Source organism: Frondihabitans sp. GW821-FHT04F02, from assembly GCF_059420045.1.
Window position 1 is genome coordinate 192,656 of record NZ_JBWKSZ010000001.1, and the last position, 15,280, is coordinate 207,935.

The 15,280-nt window shown below is 69.4% G+C and carries 17 protein-coding genes; 12 read left to right on the plus strand and 5 right to left on the minus strand.

The annotated features are described in order from the left end of the window. Nucleotides 1–30 precede the first annotated feature (30 nt). Both AC07TY_RS00935 and AC07TY_RS00940 read left to right on the plus strand, forming a co-directional pair. Nucleotides 31–267 carry a hypothetical protein gene (locus AC07TY_RS00935; RefSeq protein WP_494784069.1) on the plus strand — a complete coding sequence of 79 codons (237 nt, stop codon included), beginning with the start codon at nt 31–33 and terminating at the stop codon, nt 265–267. 93 nt (nt 268–360) lie between these two features. Beyond that, the gene (locus AC07TY_RS00940; RefSeq protein WP_494784070.1) at nt 361–1,554 is read left to right on the plus strand and encodes a mechanosensitive ion channel family protein; all 1,194 of its coding nucleotides are present in this window, start codon (nt 361–363) and stop codon (nt 1,552–1,554) included. On the opposite strand, the gene AC07TY_RS00945 is transcribed toward AC07TY_RS00940, so the two are convergent. Next, nucleotides 1,551–1,739, minus strand: coding sequence for a hypothetical protein (locus AC07TY_RS00945; protein ID WP_123504987.1), 189 nt, complete (start codon nt 1,737–1,739; stop codon nt 1,551–1,553). The two genes, AC07TY_RS00940 and AC07TY_RS00945, sit on opposite strands and share 4 nt — an antisense overlap. A gap of 76 nt (nt 1,740–1,815) precedes the next feature. On the opposite strand from AC07TY_RS00945, the gene AC07TY_RS00950 reads away from it, so the two are divergent. Beyond that, complete coding sequence (locus AC07TY_RS00950) at nt 1,816–3,396, plus strand: SLC13 family permease (RefSeq protein ID WP_494784071.1); 1,581 nt, start codon at nt 1,816–1,818, stop codon at nt 3,394–3,396. Here AC07TY_RS00950 and AC07TY_RS00955 read toward each other — a convergent pair. The 3 genes from AC07TY_RS00955 to AC07TY_RS00965 form a co-directional block, all read right to left on the minus strand. After that, on the minus strand, nt 3,393–4,094 hold the full coding sequence (locus tag AC07TY_RS00955) for an alpha/beta fold hydrolase (RefSeq protein WP_494784072.1): 702 nt from the start codon (nt 4,092–4,094) through the stop codon (nt 3,393–3,395). The genes AC07TY_RS00950 and AC07TY_RS00955 overlap by 4 nt on opposite strands. Before the next feature lie 62 nt (nt 4,095–4,156). After that, nucleotides 4,157–5,011, minus strand: a complete 855-nt coding sequence (locus AC07TY_RS00960) for a sugar phosphate isomerase/epimerase family protein (protein ID WP_494784542.1) — start codon at nt 5,009–5,011, stop codon at nt 4,157–4,159. A gap of 86 nt (nt 5,012–5,097) precedes the next feature. Beyond that, nucleotides 5,098–6,066, minus strand: coding sequence for a magnesium transporter CorA family protein (locus AC07TY_RS00965; protein ID WP_494784073.1), 969 nt, complete (start codon nt 6,064–6,066; stop codon nt 5,098–5,100). A gap of 129 nt (nt 6,067–6,195) precedes the next feature. Between AC07TY_RS00965 and AC07TY_RS00970 the strand changes: the two genes are divergently transcribed. The 7 genes from AC07TY_RS00970 to otsB all read left to right on the plus strand — a co-directional run bounded on the left by AC07TY_RS00970 (nt 6,196) and on the right by otsB (nt 11,894). After that, nucleotides 6,196–6,630 (plus strand): hypothetical protein, encoded by a 435-nt coding sequence (locus tag AC07TY_RS00970; protein WP_494784074.1) that lies wholly within the window; start codon nt 6,196–6,198, stop codon nt 6,628–6,630. A gap of 60 nt (nt 6,631–6,690) precedes the next feature. Continuing rightward, nucleotides 6,691–7,599, plus strand: a complete 909-nt coding sequence (locus AC07TY_RS00975) for an ABC transporter ATP-binding protein (protein WP_494784075.1) — start codon at nt 6,691–6,693, stop codon at nt 7,597–7,599. Then, nucleotides 7,596–8,228 carry a hypothetical protein gene (locus AC07TY_RS00980; RefSeq protein WP_494784076.1) on the plus strand — a complete coding sequence of 211 codons (633 nt, stop codon included), beginning with the start codon at nt 7,596–7,598 and terminating at the stop codon, nt 8,226–8,228. The genes AC07TY_RS00975 and AC07TY_RS00980 overlap by 4 nt, the downstream gene beginning before the upstream one ends. Before the next feature lie 70 nt (nt 8,229–8,298). Continuing rightward, complete coding sequence (locus tag AC07TY_RS00985; RefSeq protein ID WP_233579813.1) at nt 8,299–8,577, plus strand: hypothetical protein; 279 nt, start codon at nt 8,299–8,301, stop codon at nt 8,575–8,577. 16 nt (nt 8,578–8,593) lie between these two features. Then, nucleotides 8,594–9,367 carry a fructosamine kinase family protein gene (locus tag AC07TY_RS00990; protein ID WP_494784077.1) on the plus strand — a complete coding sequence of 258 codons (774 nt, stop codon included), beginning with the start codon at nt 8,594–8,596 and terminating at the stop codon, nt 9,365–9,367. 125 nt (nt 9,368–9,492) lie between these two features. Next, nucleotides 9,493–11,073 (plus strand): alpha,alpha-trehalose-phosphate synthase (UDP-forming), encoded by a 1,581-nt coding sequence (locus AC07TY_RS00995; protein ID WP_488626552.1) that lies wholly within the window; start codon nt 9,493–9,495, stop codon nt 11,071–11,073. After that, nucleotides 11,070–11,894, plus strand: a complete 825-nt coding sequence (otsB, locus tag AC07TY_RS01000; RefSeq protein WP_494784078.1) for a trehalose-phosphatase — start codon at nt 11,070–11,072, stop codon at nt 11,892–11,894. The genes AC07TY_RS00995 and otsB overlap by 4 nt, the downstream gene beginning before the upstream one ends. Before the next feature lie 216 nt (nt 11,895–12,110). Here otsB and AC07TY_RS01005 read toward each other — a convergent pair whose 3' ends face one another. Beyond that, entirely contained in the window at nt 12,111–12,692 is a 582-nt protein-coding gene (locus AC07TY_RS01005) for a DinB family protein (RefSeq protein ID WP_494784079.1), read from the minus strand. 70 nt (nt 12,693–12,762) lie between these two features. Here AC07TY_RS01005 and AC07TY_RS01010 point away from each other — a divergent pair, with 70 nt between their 5' ends. Together AC07TY_RS01010 and ilvD are read left to right on the plus strand one after the other, a co-directional pair. Beyond that, nucleotides 12,763–13,545, plus strand: a complete 783-nt coding sequence (locus AC07TY_RS01010; RefSeq protein WP_494784080.1) for a hypothetical protein — start codon at nt 12,763–12,765, stop codon at nt 13,543–13,545. Between the two features lie 10 nt (nt 13,546–13,555). Continuing rightward, nucleotides 13,556–15,268: a dihydroxy-acid dehydratase gene (gene ilvD / locus AC07TY_RS01015; RefSeq protein ID WP_123504975.1), complete on the plus strand. Its 1,713-nt coding sequence runs from the start codon at nt 13,556–13,558 to the stop codon at nt 15,266–15,268. Nucleotides 15,269–15,280 lie beyond the last annotated feature (12 nt).

Sequence of the window (15,280 nt, forward strand, 5' to 3'; positions counted from 1 at the left end):
CGCGAGGGCCGCCCGGATAACTTGGGCGTCGTGACACTTGAACGATTAGATTTCGCTCGCCGCCCGGTCCGGGTGACGACTCGCGCACTCACCGACCACCTGGTGCAGGTCTCCAGCGACGACGCCATCCTGGGCTTCGTCCGCAGCGACTGGAACGGCTACTCCGCCCTCCGCGGATCGCACCTCGCGTCGGCGACGCTGCTCGGCACCTACGCGACCCGGGGTCTCGCACAGGAGGCGCTGCGCCAGCGCCCCCGCAGCATCTGAGCGGGGTCGGGGCGGGCTGGCAATGAACTGGCCATCCCGAGTTCCTGCGCCCTGAATCGCGCGACAGGCGTCGTTCGCTGACAGGCTTGGACGATGACCTGGTTGCAACCCGTTCTGGCCGTCGCTGCGGCCGTCCTCATCGCTTTCATCGTCTCGGCGGTGGTGTCGCTGATCTTCCGGCTGATCGCCAAGCGGGAGGCGTGGGCGTCACGCCTCGTGATCCGCGTGCGGCGGCCGTTCCGGACGACACTGCTGATCGCGCTCGTCTGGATCGAGTTCTCGTCGTCGATGCAGAACGTGCTGCCGAAGGGATACACGGGCGACTCGCTCGTCGGGCAGGTGTTCCGCTGTGCCCTGATCGTCGCGATGGCGTGGCTCATCGCGTCGCTCGCGATCTACTTCGAAGACCTGGGCCTCGCTCGGTACCGCCTCGACCAGCCCGACAACCGGGTGGCGCGGCGGCTTCGCACGCAGGTGCTGCTGATCCGGCGCCTCACCGTGGCGGCGATCGTGATCATCGCGGCCGGCGCGATCCTGCTGGGGTTCCCGGGTGTGGAGGCCGTCGGCGCGAGCGTGCTGGCCAGCGCCGGGCTCGTCTCGGTCATCGCCGGTCTCGCCGCGCAGTCGACGCTGTCGAACGTGTTCGCCGGGATCCAGCTCGCCTTCAGCGACGCGCTCCGCGTCGACGACGTCGTGATCGTCGAGACGCAGTGGGGTCGCATCGAGGAGATCACCCTCACCTACGTCGTGGTGCACATCTGGGACGACCGGCGCATGGTCTTGCCGTCGACCTACTTCACGACGACGCCGTTCGAGAGCTGGACACGGCGCAACTCGGAGCTGCTCGGCCAGGTCGACTTCGACCTCGACTGGCGCATCGCCCCGGGGGCCATGCGCGAGGAGCTCGACCGGATCCTGGCCGCAACCGACCTGTGGGACAAACGGGTCAAGGTGCTTCAGGTCACCGACGCGGTCGGCGGATTCGTGCACGTGCGCATCCTGGTGTCGGCCGTCGATGCGGCCGTTCTCTTCGACCTCCGCTGCCTGGTGCGCGAGGAGCTCGTCACGTGGATGCACGAGAAGAGCCCCCAGTCGATGCCGCGCACGCGGGTCGAGCAGGTGGCCGCGGAGGTCCCGTCGCGGCGCGCGACGAAGTCGACGGCGGCCGAGGGCGGGCTGTTCACCGGCGAGCACGCCGACACCGAGCGGGCGGCGCTGTTCACGTCGGCCATCCCCATCGTCGAGCGGAGTGCGATCGTCGAGCGGGACGCCCCGGGGAACGACTAGGCGTCGTCGTCGGCGTGGTTCGCCGCGTCGACCACGTTGCCGATGGCGATGGCGGTCGACGCGGCCCAGCTCACCCAGAGGAGCAGGAGGCGCCAATCGCGGGGGCCGCTCGCCGTGGCCTTGAGGGCGCTGAAGCCCGAGAAGGCCGCACTGATGATGGCACCGTTGAAGAGGAACTTGCGCAACTTTGACTCCTAGACGTCGTTGACGTCAAACCTACCCGGACACACCCCGGTAACGACCGCTCGCTACTGTGTCCGGATGCGACCACGAGCCAGGGCTCTTGTCGGACTCGCCGCGGCCGCAGCCGTCGTCGGCGGGTTCGTCTCAGCCGGGAGCCCCGACCAGACCGCCGGTGCCGCGACGGCCTCCACCGCCATGCCCACCGGCCCGGTCGTGTCGAACGGCACGACGTGGACCCCGTCGTACTCCCAGAACTTCACCACGGACGCCGCGCGCGGCCGGGTCGCCGGGTACAAGCTCGCCTTCCTGCTCTGGCCGACCTCCGACGACTGGAGCGACGGCGAGATCGACTGGCCCGACGGCAACCTGGCGGGCGCCATCTACCCGGCCTCCAAGATCGTGGGCTCGTCGACGAACGCCTTCGACGGTCCCTCGCACGACGTCACGTCCAGGTCGCCTGGGTCGTCCAATACAGATGACGACCTCTGGGCATGGCACACTGACGCAGTGAAAACTGCCCTCATCGGTGCGGGCCTCGCTGTGATCGGCGCCGTCGCCGCCCTCACCGGTGTGCTCTCGCCCGACGCCCTCCTCGCCCTCCTCGACCGGGTCGCCCCCGTCCTCGGCTTCGTCATCGGCCTCACGATCGTCGCCGACCTCGCAGCCGAAGCCGGCCTGTTCGCCGGCCTCGCCGACGTCGCCGCCCGAGTGGCCGGCGGCCGCGTCTGGGTGCTCTGGCTCCTGGTCGTGCTGCTCGCCGTGCTGTGCACCGTCTTCCTGTCGCTCGACACGACAGCCGTGCTGCTCACGCCGGTCGTGGTCCTCGTGGCCCGGAAGGTCGGCGCCTCACCGCTCCCGTTCGCCTTCACCACCGTCTGGATCGCGAACTGCGGCTCGCTCCTGCTGCCGGTGTCGAACCTGACCAACCTGCTCGCCGTGCACGCGCTCGGCAACCCCGCCCCGCTCGCGTACGCGGCGCTGGTCGCCCCGGCGGCGGCCGTCGGGATCCTGGTGCCGGTCGTCGCCGTGGGCGTGCGCTACCGCCGCGAGCTCGGCGCACGGTTCGAGAGGGTCGCAGGAACTCCGGCTCCCGACCGCGGGCTCTTCGTCATCGCCGCGGTGGTGGTCGTGCTGCTCGTCCCCGCGCTCGTCTCCGGTATCGCCGTCTGGATCCCCGCGGCGGCGGCCGCCCTCGTGCTCGTGGTGGCCTTCGCCGTGCGGAAGCCCTCCGCCCTGCGCCTCACCCTCGTGCCGTGGGGCACCCTCCTGTTCGCGTCGGGGCTCTTCGTCGTCGTCGCCGCGGCGCAGGCGCTCGGCCTCGCCACCCTGCTCGGCGACATCGTCGGCACCGGCACGTCGTTCCCCGACCTGCTCCGTCTCGCCGGGGGCGCGGCTCTGTCGGCGAACACGGCCAACAACCTGCCGGCCTACCTCGCGCTCGAGCCGGTCGGCGGCAGCGAGCTCCGCCTCGTCGCGATCCTGATCGGCGTGAACCTGGGGTGCATCGTGACGCCGTGGGCGTCCTTGGCGACCCTGCTGTGGCACGGGCGCCTGGTCTCGCTCGGCGTGGAGGTGCCGTGGAAGCGGTTCCTGCTCGCGGGGCTCGGCCTGACGGTCGTGATGCTGCCGCTCTCGGTGCTCGCGCTCGTGCTGCTTTAGGCGCCGGCGACCGCGGTCGCGATCGCTGCCCCGAGGTCGTCGGGTCGAGTGAACTGCGGCCAGTGGCCGGTCGGCAGGTCGACGAACGCGCGGCGGTGGATCCGGCCGAGCTCGGCGACGAAGGGCTGGCCGCTCTCGACCCACTCGCGGATGAGGGCGGAGCCGAACTCGCAGGCGATGACCGTGATCGGCACGTCGTAGCGGCGCACGTCGCCGAGCTCGAGCGCGTCGTACGACGGACCCTTCGGCTCGGGGATGGCCCGCGCCCGGAACTCGGCGCGGAGCCCCTCGTCGAGGCCGACCAGGTCGGGCTCGTCGAAGGCCGACCACGCCGGCAGCGGGATCTCGCCGCCGACGACGGGCAGGTCGCGGTTCACGGCGGCGCCGTGGCCGATCGGCACGCAGTCGACGTACACGGCGTGGGCGACCGCGTCGGGGCGGGCGTCGACGGCGCCGTGCACGGGTGCAGCGCCGCCGGAGTGCGCGACAAGCACCACGGGCCCGTCGGCCGCGTCGACCGCAGCGACCACGGCTGCGACGTGATCGGCCAGCGAGACCTCGGAGCGGTCGGCGTCGACCGACTCGAGCCCGGGCAGGGTCAGGGCGTTCACGCGGTGGCCGGCTGCCGTCAGCGCCGGGGTCACGGCGTCCCACGAGGCGCCGTCGAGCCAGAATCCGGGTACGAGCACGATGTCCATGGCCGCGACCCTACCGCCGGTGCCACGCGCAGGCCCACGATCGGGACTGGGCACCACGGGCTTCAGTGGTGCCCAGTCCCGATCGTGGTGCGGAGCGACGGGGCAGGGGCCGACGGCGCGACGCGGGGCACGGCGAGAGCGGAGCGCGCGAAGTCGACTGTCTCCTGCAGCATGGCGAGGCGGAGTTCCTGCGACCCGGCCTTCTTGGTGTTGACCTCGGCGATGACCGAGCCCGACCAGTCGCGCGAGGCGAGCTCGCGCAGCACGGCCGCCACCGGCTCGACGCCGCGGCCAGGCACGAGGTGCTCGTCGAAGATGCCCCCGTCGTCCGAGGCCCGCGACCCGTCGCACAGGTGCACGTGGCGGAGGCGCGAGTCGAGGGCGCGCGCCAGCTCGAGCGAGTCGCGACCCGAGAGCGATGCGTGCGAGAAGTCGAGGGTCGCGGCGTCGACGTCCATGGTGCTCGGGTCCCAGCCCGGGGCGTAGGCCTTCATCGAGCGGCCCGCGATCTTCCACGGGAACATGTTCTCGACGGCGACCGTCACCTCGTAGGCGGCCGAGATCTCTCGCACGATGTCGAGGAACTGCTCGGCGTAGCCCTGCTGCCAGCGGAACGGCGGGTGCGCGACGACGGTGCCCGCGCCGACCTCGCGGGCCAGCTCGGCGCTTCGCTCGAGCTTGGTGCGCTGGTCGCGGCCCCAGACGAAGTGGGTGAGCAGCAGCACGGGGGAGTGCACCGACAGGATCGGCTGGCCGTGCTCGCGCGCCAGCTCGATCAGGCGCGGCGCCCGGTGCGTGGCCGGGTCGTTGGTCACCATGATCTCGACTCCGTCGAAGCCGACCTCGGCTGAGATCGCGAAGGCCTGCTCGAGGCCGAGCGGATAGACGCAGGAGGTGCTCATGCCGACCGTGATCATGCGGCTCACGCTAGGCGCCGACTGTGGCCGCCCCGTGAACACGGTGTTAAGAAGTGCGGTATTTCAGGATCGCAGGAGGTGGTGCGTCACAGCCAGTCGCGCTTCTTGAACGACGCGTACAGCACCACCGAGATCGCCACGATCGACACCGACGACAGGGCGAAGCCCCACTCGTGCGAGTAGCCGGGAAACGGCACGTTCTGCCCGAAGAACCCGGTGATCGCCGTCGGTACGGCGATGATTCCAGCCCACGACGTGACCTTCTTCATGACGAGGTTCATCCGGTTGCTCTGGATGCTGAGGTTCGTGTCGAGGATCGTCGACACCAGGTCGCGGAGGCTGTCGGTCTGCTCGATCACCCGCAGCACGTGGTCGTAGACGTCTTGGAAGTACGGCCCCATGTCGGGCGCGAACTGGGTGTCGTCGCGCCGGAGCAGCGTGTTCAGGATCTCGCGCATCGGGTTCACGACGCGCCGCAGCGTCACGAGGCTCTTGCGGAGCGTGAACGAGCGGCGCTGGATCTCCATCGTCTGCTGCTTCAGGTCGAACAGGTTCTCCTCCAAGCCGTCGATCGCGTCGTCGAGGGCGTCGGCGGTGTCGTAGTGCCGGTCGACGATGCGGTCGAGGAGGCCCCAGACGAGAAAGGCGACGCCCTTCTGGGCGAGGTCGCGGTTGTCGTCCCATGTCTTCGTGACGAGCGAGATGTCGAACGACTCGTCGTGGATCGTCACCATCGCGCGCCGCGTGATGAACGCCTTGACCTCGCGGGTGGCCAGGTCGCCTGACTCCGGGTCGAAGTCGACGTCGTACATCACGGCGAACAGGAACTTCTCGTACCGGTCGAGCTTCGGCCGCTGCCCGTGCTCGAGGGCGTCCTCGATGGCGAGCTCGTGCAGGTTCATCTCCTCGCCGACCTTGTCGAGGTCGGCCTGGGTGGGCGAGACGAAGTCGACCCAGATCATGCAGTCGTCGGATTCGAGGTAGTCGCTGACGTCGTCGAGAGCGAAGTCCTCGCCGACGAGCGATCCGTCGCGGTAGGCGCGGGTGCGGTGCATGCTCGCGATTTTAGGCGGCGGCGCCCGGCGACGGATGCGGGGTACGCGTGTGTCCGCCGAGATGCCGACTCGCGTTGTTGAAGTATTAACGAGAAATTTCATGTGTATATTCTTCTAGAATGGAAACGCGTGAAGAAAGTCAATCGTGTCTCAGTCGCTGCAGGCATCGTGCTCGGGAGCCTCTCGATCGGTCTCGGAGCGACGCCAGTCGTTGCGGCGCCTGCTCCCAGCACCACCACGGCAGTTGTCTCGACCGCAAGCTCCGTCACGCCAATCGGATCCCCGTCGGGCGTCGCTGCCGACCTTCGAATCCCGGCAGATACTCCGGAGCCGTCGAAGTCGTCGAGGGGCAGGATCCCGATCGGTCCGATCATCTCGTTCATCAAAAAAGCCGGCGTCGCAATCTGGCAGGCCTGCGTCAAAGCGGCCAAGGCCGGTTGGAGCAAGACGGTGGCTTGGTGGAACAGTCTGGCCTCGTGGGTCCGCTCGGGTATCAAGTTCCTCGCCAACGCTTCTGCGACTGAGATTCTCAGCCGGATCATCGACTGGGTTCTCACCCACTAACCCGTGCGGCGGGCGAAATCTTCGCATTTCGCCCGCCGCGACCATTCTCGAAGGAGTCCTATGGTGCATCTCGTATGCAGAGACGTCACTCGGCGGTACGGAAAACGAGACGCTCTCAGCGGTATCTCTTTCGATGTGCGGGCCGGGACCGTGGTGGGACTTGCCGGGCCCAACGGTTCGGGGAAGACCACGCTTTTCCGGCTCCTGTCGGGCCTTGGTCAGCCGTCGAGCGGGACGATCACGATTGATGGTGGATCTCCGGAGCTGACCCGAATTGGCGACTCCGGTACTGGCGTGTTCTTGGGAGTGGACAACCTCCATCCTGGTCGAACGGTCCGAGAGACCCTGCGGTTGGTGGCCTTTCTTTCTGGACAGAGTCGGTCCAGAGCTGATGATCGATTGGAGTGGTCCGGTCTTTCCGAGGTTGGTAGTCGTCTTGTCAAGACTCTGTCTCTCGGGATGAAGGTACGACTGGGGTTGGCACTCGCCACTCTTCGGCCGACAGCGATTCTCCTTCTCGACGAGCCGATGAACGGCCTCGACGCCGAGGCGATCACCTGGGTGAAGTCGGTCATGCGGCAGTTCGCCGAATCCGGCGGGATCGTAGTCGTCTCAAGTCACCTCTTGAACGAGCTCGAAGCGGTGGCGGATCGCGTCTTGATCCTGAGCCGCGGGATGCTTGTGCATGATGTGAGTTGTGGCTCAGCCGTCGAGCACACGCGAACTCTCCTTCGAGTCGACGATGATGCGCGACTCGCTGATGCCCTCTCGGAGACCGGCTGGGCGCATCGATACTCGGCGGGAAGCTGGGCGATCGATGGTCCGCTTGAGGCGGTTGGCCTCTGTGCATTCCGGGCTGGCATCGCCGTACTCGAACTCCGCGACGATCAAGGCGAATCACTCGAGAAGACGTTCGCTGCTGTCGCCTCAGGTGAATATCGACCTCCCCTACGCGGAGGTGCCAAATGAGCCGCCTCATTGCCTTTGAGCTAAGGAAGCTTTTTGACACGCGATCGTCCATCGTCACGATGCTCGTCTGCATCGTCGCTGCCGTAGGGCTCGGCGCTCTCGGGCTGCTTGTCCAAGAAGGGGGAGTCCTCGACCTGAGTCAGACGGCGGCGGCTGCTGTTTTGCCGTTCGCAATTATCGCGCCCGTCCTGTCGGCCATCGCCGCTGCATCAGACTGGCGCACGCAGGCGATACAGCAGACGCTTTTCGTGGAGTCGCGGCGTGATCGCATCTTTCGAGCGAAGATCGCCGCATCCCTCATCGGAGTCCTCGGAATCAGCGGTGTTGCCATCGTGCTAGCCGTTGCTGCGGGACTAACCGTGGGACTCAGCCGCGAACAACCGATGGTCCTCGGTGGGTTCTGGGCGATGGTGTGGGGTGTCGTAGCTCTGTGGTGCCGGGATGTCTGTTCGGGGTCGCAATCGGCGCGGTTGCGTTGTCTCCACCAGTGGCGGTCGCAGTGGTCCTCTTCGTCGAGCTTGTTTTCGATCTCGCGCTCGCGGTCGTTCCTGACGGCGGCGGCAGGTATTTCGCATCCGCGAGTTTCCCGAACTGGATGGCATCAGGAGCTGATCCCTTGGCCGCGGTGACATCCGCCGCTCTCTGGATTGTTGTCCCTGGTGCCGTCGGGTTCCTTCGATATCTTCGAAAGGAGGCGTCTTGACCAACGAACCACACCCTGTCGTGGAGAAGCGCGTCTACGAGACGCGCTGGTGGCTCTGGTGTGTCGCCGTGGCAACGTTCGTCGGGACGGCCGACGTTCGCCGGAGACTTGATCGAGATTGGGATGGCGTCCTCCTTCTCGAGGCATTCGCCACCCTGGTGGCTCTTGTTGTCACATGCTCCCTGTGGCGAGGCAAAGTCGTTTCCGGATTTCTGGTCATTGCCGTCGGTCTTTGTTTCTACAAAGCCCTTCAGGTGGTCCTCGATCACTGGTGACGGGCAGGATTCAGGGGTGACCTCGCATGTGAAGACCCGGCCCGATGCTCCCGCAGGCTTCTTCCAGGCCGAAGCCCGCGGCCTCCGCTGGCTCGCCGAAGCCCAGGCGGCGGGCGGCGCCCGGGTCGCCGAGGTGATCGCCGTGGCGACCGGCCGCATCGAGCTGGAAGCCGTCGCCGAGGTCCGCCCCGCGACCGCCGCGGCCCGCGCCTTCGGCCGTGCGCTCGCCGTCACCCACGGCGCCGGCGCCGCCGACTTCGGGGCCCCGCCCGACGGCTGGACCGGCCCCACGTTCATCGGCAGCCGCGAGCAGGCGTGCCGCCCCCGCGACTCGTGGGGCGTCTTCTACGCCGAGCAGCGCGTGCGGCCGTTCGCCGACATCGCCGTAGCGGCGGGCAGCCTCGCCCCAGACGAGGCGGCCGTCGTCGGGCGCGCCTGCGATGCCATCGCGGCGGGGGAGTTCGACGACGATGCGGCGCCCGCGCGCCTCCACGGGGACCTCTGGAACGGCAACGTGCTCTTCGGCGCCGACGGCGTCGTGCTGATCGACCCGGCGGCGCACGGCGGGCACCCCGAGACCGACCTTGCCATGCTCGCGCTCTTCGGCTGCCCGTACCTCGACGACGTGCTGGCCGCGTACGACGCGGCAGCGCCGCTGCGCCCGGGCTGGGAGGCGCGGGTGCCCCTGCACCAGCTGCACCCGCTTGCGGTGCACGCGGCAGGGCACGGCCGGAGCTACGGCGTCGCCCTGGCCCGTGCGGCGGAGGCGACCCTGCGCCTGCTGGACTGATCTGCCGGGGCCGGCCCCCCCGGGTTCCTGCGCCCGGGCCTCTGAACCGCCCGGTTCGGCGCGCTGGTAGCCTCGGAACCCCGGGGGAACGCGTCCCGGGTCAGCGAGCGGAGCACCTACACCCGATGTCCGAACACCCCGATCACACCCCTCCCGCCACCGAGCACGAGACCTACGGCTTCGTCGTGGTCTCGAACCGCCTGCCGGTCGACCACACCGTCGACGAGAACGGCGACGTCAAGTGGGAGCACTCGCCCGGCGGCCTCGTCACGGCCCTCGAGCCCGTGATGCGCGCGAACGACGGCGCCTGGGTGGGCTGGGCCGGCAAGCCCGACCTCGAGTTCGAGCCGTTCGAGAACGACGGCATCAACGTCGTGCCCGTGCCGCTCAGCGAAGAAGAGGTGCAGCGCTACTACGAGGGCTTCAGCAACGACACGCTCTGGCCGCTGTACCACGACGTCATCTCGGCCCCGACCTACCACCGCGTGTGGTGGGACAGCTACGTGCTGGTGAACCGCCGGTTCGCGCAACGGGCCGCCGAGGTCGCCGAGCAGGACGGCGTCGTGTGGGTGCAGGACTACCAGATGCAGCTGGTGCCGCAGTTCCTCCGCGAGCTCCGCCCCGACCTGACCATCGGGTTCTTCAACCACATCCCGTTCCCGCCGCTCGGCATCTTCTCGCAGCTGCCGTGGCGCGAGAAGATCCTCGAGGGTCTGCTCGGCGCCGACGTCATCGGGTTCCAGCGCGCCGACGACGCCTCCAACTTCTCGCGCTCGGTGCGCCATCTGCTCGGCTACGCCACGACGCGCCCCTACATCGACGTGCCGGTCGACGACGAGTCGGCCCCGCTGTCGCGCCGCGGTCGCAAGGTGCGCCGCGTCGTCGCGAAGCACTTCCCGATCTCGATCGACTCCGCCGGCTTCGAGGCCCTGGCCCGCAAGCCCGAGATCCAGGCCCGCGCCCGCGAGATCCGCGAGGGGCTCGGCAACCCGAAGACGGTGATCCTCGGCGTCGACCGCCTCGACTACACCAAGGGCATCCGCCACCGCATGAAGGCGTTCGGCGAGCTGCTCTCCGACGGCCGTCTCAGCGTCGAGGACGCGACTCTCGTGCAGGTCGCGTCGCCGAGCCGCGAGCGCGTCGAGGCGTACATGGCCCTGCGCGACGAGATCGAGCTGACGGTCGGCCGCATCAACGGCGACTACGCCACCATGAGCCACACCGCGATCAGCTACCACCACCACGGCTACCCGCGCGAGGAGATGGTCGCGCTCTACCTCGCCGCCGACATCATGCTCGTGACGGCCCTGCGCGACGGCATGAACCTCGTCGCCAAGGAGTACATCGCCGTCCGCTTCGACAGCGACGGCGTGCTCATCCTGAGCGAGTTCGCCGGTGCCGCGGACGAGCTCCGCAGCGCCCTCCTCGTCAACCCGCACGACATCGGCGGCCTCAAGAACACCATCATGCGCGCGATCGAGATGCCGCGCCGCGACCGCGTCACGCGCATGCGCGCCCTGCGCCGACGCGTGCTCGACAACGACGTGGCGAAGTGGTCGGCGTCGTTCCTGGCAGCGCTCTCCGACGTCCGGCCGGGCCACCGCATCGCGGCACCGCCGAAGAAGACCGTCGAGGAGGCGCTGGCCGAGTCGTCGGGATCCGAGCCCGCAGACGACAGCGCAGGAACCCCGGAGACCGCCGCATGACCGCCCCCGCCCCCGTGCCCGGCGCCGCCGAGGAACCCGACGCCGCAGCCGAGACCGCCATGGCCGACGCGCTCGGCCGCCTCGCGACCACCGCCGTGCTGCTCGTCGCGCTCGACTTCGACGGCACCCTCTCGCCGACCGTCGACAAGCCGATGGGCGCGCGCATGCTCCCCGAGGCGCGCGAGGCCCTGCTCCGTCTCGTCGAGCTCCCCGACACCACGGTGGCCCTCGTCTCGGGCCGCGCCATCGCCAGCCTGGCGGAGGTGTCCGAGATGCCCGACGACGTGCTGCTCGTGGGGTCGCACGGCGTCGAGTACCGGATCGACGGCTCGGCCGATGTCGGCCTCACGCCCGAGGAGTCGGCGCTGCGGACCACGATCCACACCGTCCTTGACGAGGTCGCGGCCGGCTACGAGAACGTCATCGTCGAGGAGAAGCCGGCCGGCTTCGCCCTCCACACGCGCAACGCGACCGACGCCGATACCGAGGCGGCCGATGCGGAGGCCGCTCGCCGCATCGAGGCCGAGGCGCCCGGCGCCTTCTCGCGCACCGGCAAGGACGTCCTGGAGTTCGCTGTCCGCAGCGCATCGAAGGGCGACGGGCTGGAACGCCTGCGTGCCATGACCGGTGCGACCGCCGTTCTCTTCGCCGGCGACGACGTGACCGACGAGGACGGCTTCGCCGTGCTCGGCCCTGACGACTTCGGCCTCAAGTGCGGCTCGGGCGCTACCGCGGCGGCCTACCGCGTCGCCGATCCCGCCGCGGTCGCGCACCTGCTGGCTGATCTGGCCGACCTCCGCGCCCACCTCGGCCAGAGCTAGGCCGAGTCGCTCGGGGGCGCACCCTCCTGCGTTGTCGCACCGGCGACATGGCTCCGCCATAGTCGCCGGTGCTCCGCCTTGGAGTGCACGCCTCCGAGCGACTCGCTGGGGTCGGCCGGGGGCGCACCCTCCGGCGTTGTCGCACCGGCGACATGGCTCCGCCATAGTCGCCGGTGCTCCGCCTTGGAGTGCGCGCCTCCGAGCGACTCGCTGGAGCTAGCGGTCGCCGGCCTCGCGGGCGGCGGCCTCGATCCTCGCCCGGAACGCCGCCCACTCGTCGGGCGACTTGCCGGGCACGTTCGGGTCGGCCGGGCCGTTGCCGACCGACCCGTCGATCGTCTCGCGCAGGATGTCGGCGTGCCCCGCGTGCCGCGCCGTCTCGGACAGCATGTGCACGAGGATCCACTGCAGCGTCACGGCCTTGCGGTCGTCCGGCCACCACGGCACGACGCCGGCCGCATCGAGGGGGAGCGCCTCGACGGTCGCGTCGGCGTGCGCGGCCGAGTAGTGGTGGAACTCCACGACGTCGGCGATCGTCTCACCGGCCGGCGACCACATGTCGTCGTCTTCGGCCGCACCGGGCAGCTCGAACGCCACCCGCCGCTCGGCGGGCCGCCCGAACACCTCGCCCAGGTAGCCGAGCTGCACGCTGGCGGTGTGCTTGACGAGCCCGATCAGGTTCGTGCCCGTCGGCGTCATCGGCCGGTGCGCGTCGTACTCGCCGAGCCCCTCGAGCTTGTGCAGCAGGTCGTCGCGCCGCTGCCTCAGGTAGAGGTGGAGTCGCTCTTTCTCATCCATGCGCCCACCCTGCCCGCCCCCACCGACATTCGGCCGGCCGACCGCGACCCCGGCGAACTACCATCGAGCCATGAGCCCCGAGGAGCGCCGAAGCGAACTCGAAGCCCGGGTCTACGGCGCCGAGGCGCCCGACCCGCGCGACGTGGCCGAGCTGCGAGCCCTCCTGCATCCACCCGTCCACGGCAGGCAGAGCCACGAGTCGCAGGAACTGCCCGCCGCAGCCCCCGCCGCGGCCGACGCCACCCCGCCGCCGAGGTCCCGTCCGGCCCGCAGCTGGGTCGCGGTCGCGGGCGTCGCCGTCCTCGTCGCCGGCCTGGCGGGAGCCGGCGTCGCCCAGGCGCTCCACGCCGACCCGCCGGGCGACGCCCCCGGGGCAGCTCCGGCCGCCGTCGCCACCTACGGGCTCAGCGCCGTCGACCCGGGAGCCGCCGTCGCCCAGGGCCTCGGCTCGGAGTACTTCGACCAGAAGCAGGTGGCCGCCGACATCCCGGCGGTCGTCCCGACGCGCGTCGACCCGGCGACGACCCGGCGCGTCCTCGCCCAGTTCACCGACGGTCGCGTGAAGGGCGGCATCTGGGTGGCGCGGGGGATCGACGACTCGTTCTGCCTGATCATGGCGGCGGGCTCGGACCGGGCGGCGAGTTCCTGCACCCCGGAGAAAGACGCCGCGGCGGCGGGCGTGCGCCTCGATCTGGTGGTGTCGGCGACGCGCTCGTACTCGGCCCGGTGGAACATCTCGGCCGGAATCCTGGAGGTGTCGCCGATGGACCTCACGGTCAGCCGGACGGCGCGGCCGACGACGACCGGGCAGCCGGGGCTCCACCCGTCCGACACGGCCACTCCGACGCCCTAAACTGAGCGGCATGCCTGAGAAATTGAACGAGCACGGCGTCGACTGGAAGCCTCGAAGCAGAGACGTCACCGACGGAGTCGAAGCCACCACCTCGCGAGGAATGCTCCGCGCCGTCGGAATGGGCGACGCCGACTGGGAGAAGCCGCAGATCGGCATCGCCTCGTCGTGGAACGAGATCACCCCCTGCAACCTGTCGCTGAACCGACTCGCTCAGGGCGCCAAAGAGGGCGTCCACTCGGGTGGCGGCTACCCGCTGCAGTTCGGCACCGTCTCGGTGTCCGACGGCATCGCGATGGGCCACGAGGGCATGCACTTCTCGCTCGTCTCGCGCGAGGTCATCGCCGACAGCGTCGAGACCGTGATGATGGCCGAGCGCCTGGATGGCTCCGTGCTGCTCGCCGGCTGCGACAAGTCGCTGCCCGGCATGCTGATGGCCGCCGCGCGCCTCGACCTGGCCAGCGTCTTCCTCTACGCCGGATCGATCGCTCCCGGCTGGGTCAAGCTGTCGGACGGCACCGAGAAGGACGTCACGATCATCGACTCGTTCGAGGCCGTCGGTGCCGCCAAGGCCGGCACGATCTCGGACGAAGACCTGTACGCCATCGAGTGCGCCATCGCCCCGGGCGAGGGCGCCTGCGGCGGCATGTACACCGCCAACACGATGGCCTCGGTCGCCGAGGCGCTCGGCATGAGCCTCCCCGGCTCGGCCTCGCCGCCCTCGGCCGACCGTCGCCGCGACTACTTCGCCCACCGCTCGGGCGAGGCCGTCGTGAACATGCTGAGGCTCGGCATCACTGCGCGCGACATCCTGACCAAGGAGGCGTTCGAGAACGCCATCGCCGTCGCCATGGCCTTCGGCGGCTCGACGAACGTCGTGCTGCACCTGCTCGCCATCGCCTACGAGGCCGAGGTCGACCTGACCATCGACGACTTCAACCGCATCGGCGACAAGGTGCCTCACATCGGCGACCTCAAGCCGTTCGGCAAGTACGTCATGAACGACGTCGACCGACACGGCGGCGTGCCCGTCGTCATGAAGGCCCTGCTCGATGCCGGATTGATCCACGGCGAGTGCCTCACCGTCACCGGCAAGACCGTCGCCGAGAACCTCGCCGACATCAAGCCGAAGCCGCTCGACGGCGAGGTGCTGCGCACGCTCGACAACCCGATCCACCCGACCGGCGGGCTCACCGTCCTCAGCGGCTCGTTCGCTCCCGAGGGCGCCGTCGTGAAGACCGCCGGCTTCGACGCGGACGTGTTCGAGGGTCCTGCCCGGGTGTTCGAGCGCGAACGTGCCGCAATGGACGCCCTCACGGAGGGGCGCATCGACAAGGGCGACGTCGTCATCATCCGCTACGAGGGCCCGAAGGGCGGCCCGGGCATGCGCGAGATGCTCGCCATCACGGCGGCCATCAAGGGCGCGGGCCTCGGCAAGGATGTACTACTGTTGACGGACGGACGATTCTCAGGCGGCACAACCGGCCTGTGCATCGGCCACATAGCACCCGAAGCGGTCGACGCAGGTCCGATCGCATTCGTGCGCGATGGTGATCTGATTCGGGTCGATATCGCTGCTCGCTCGCTCGACCTACTCGTCGATCCGGCTGAGCTTGACGCCCGCCGTGACGGCTGGGCACCTCTGCCTCCCGTGTACACGCGCGGAGTCCTGGCCAAGTACGCCCGCCAGGTGAAGTCCGCCGCAGAGGGCGCTGTCACCTACTAGGGCTTTCACCCA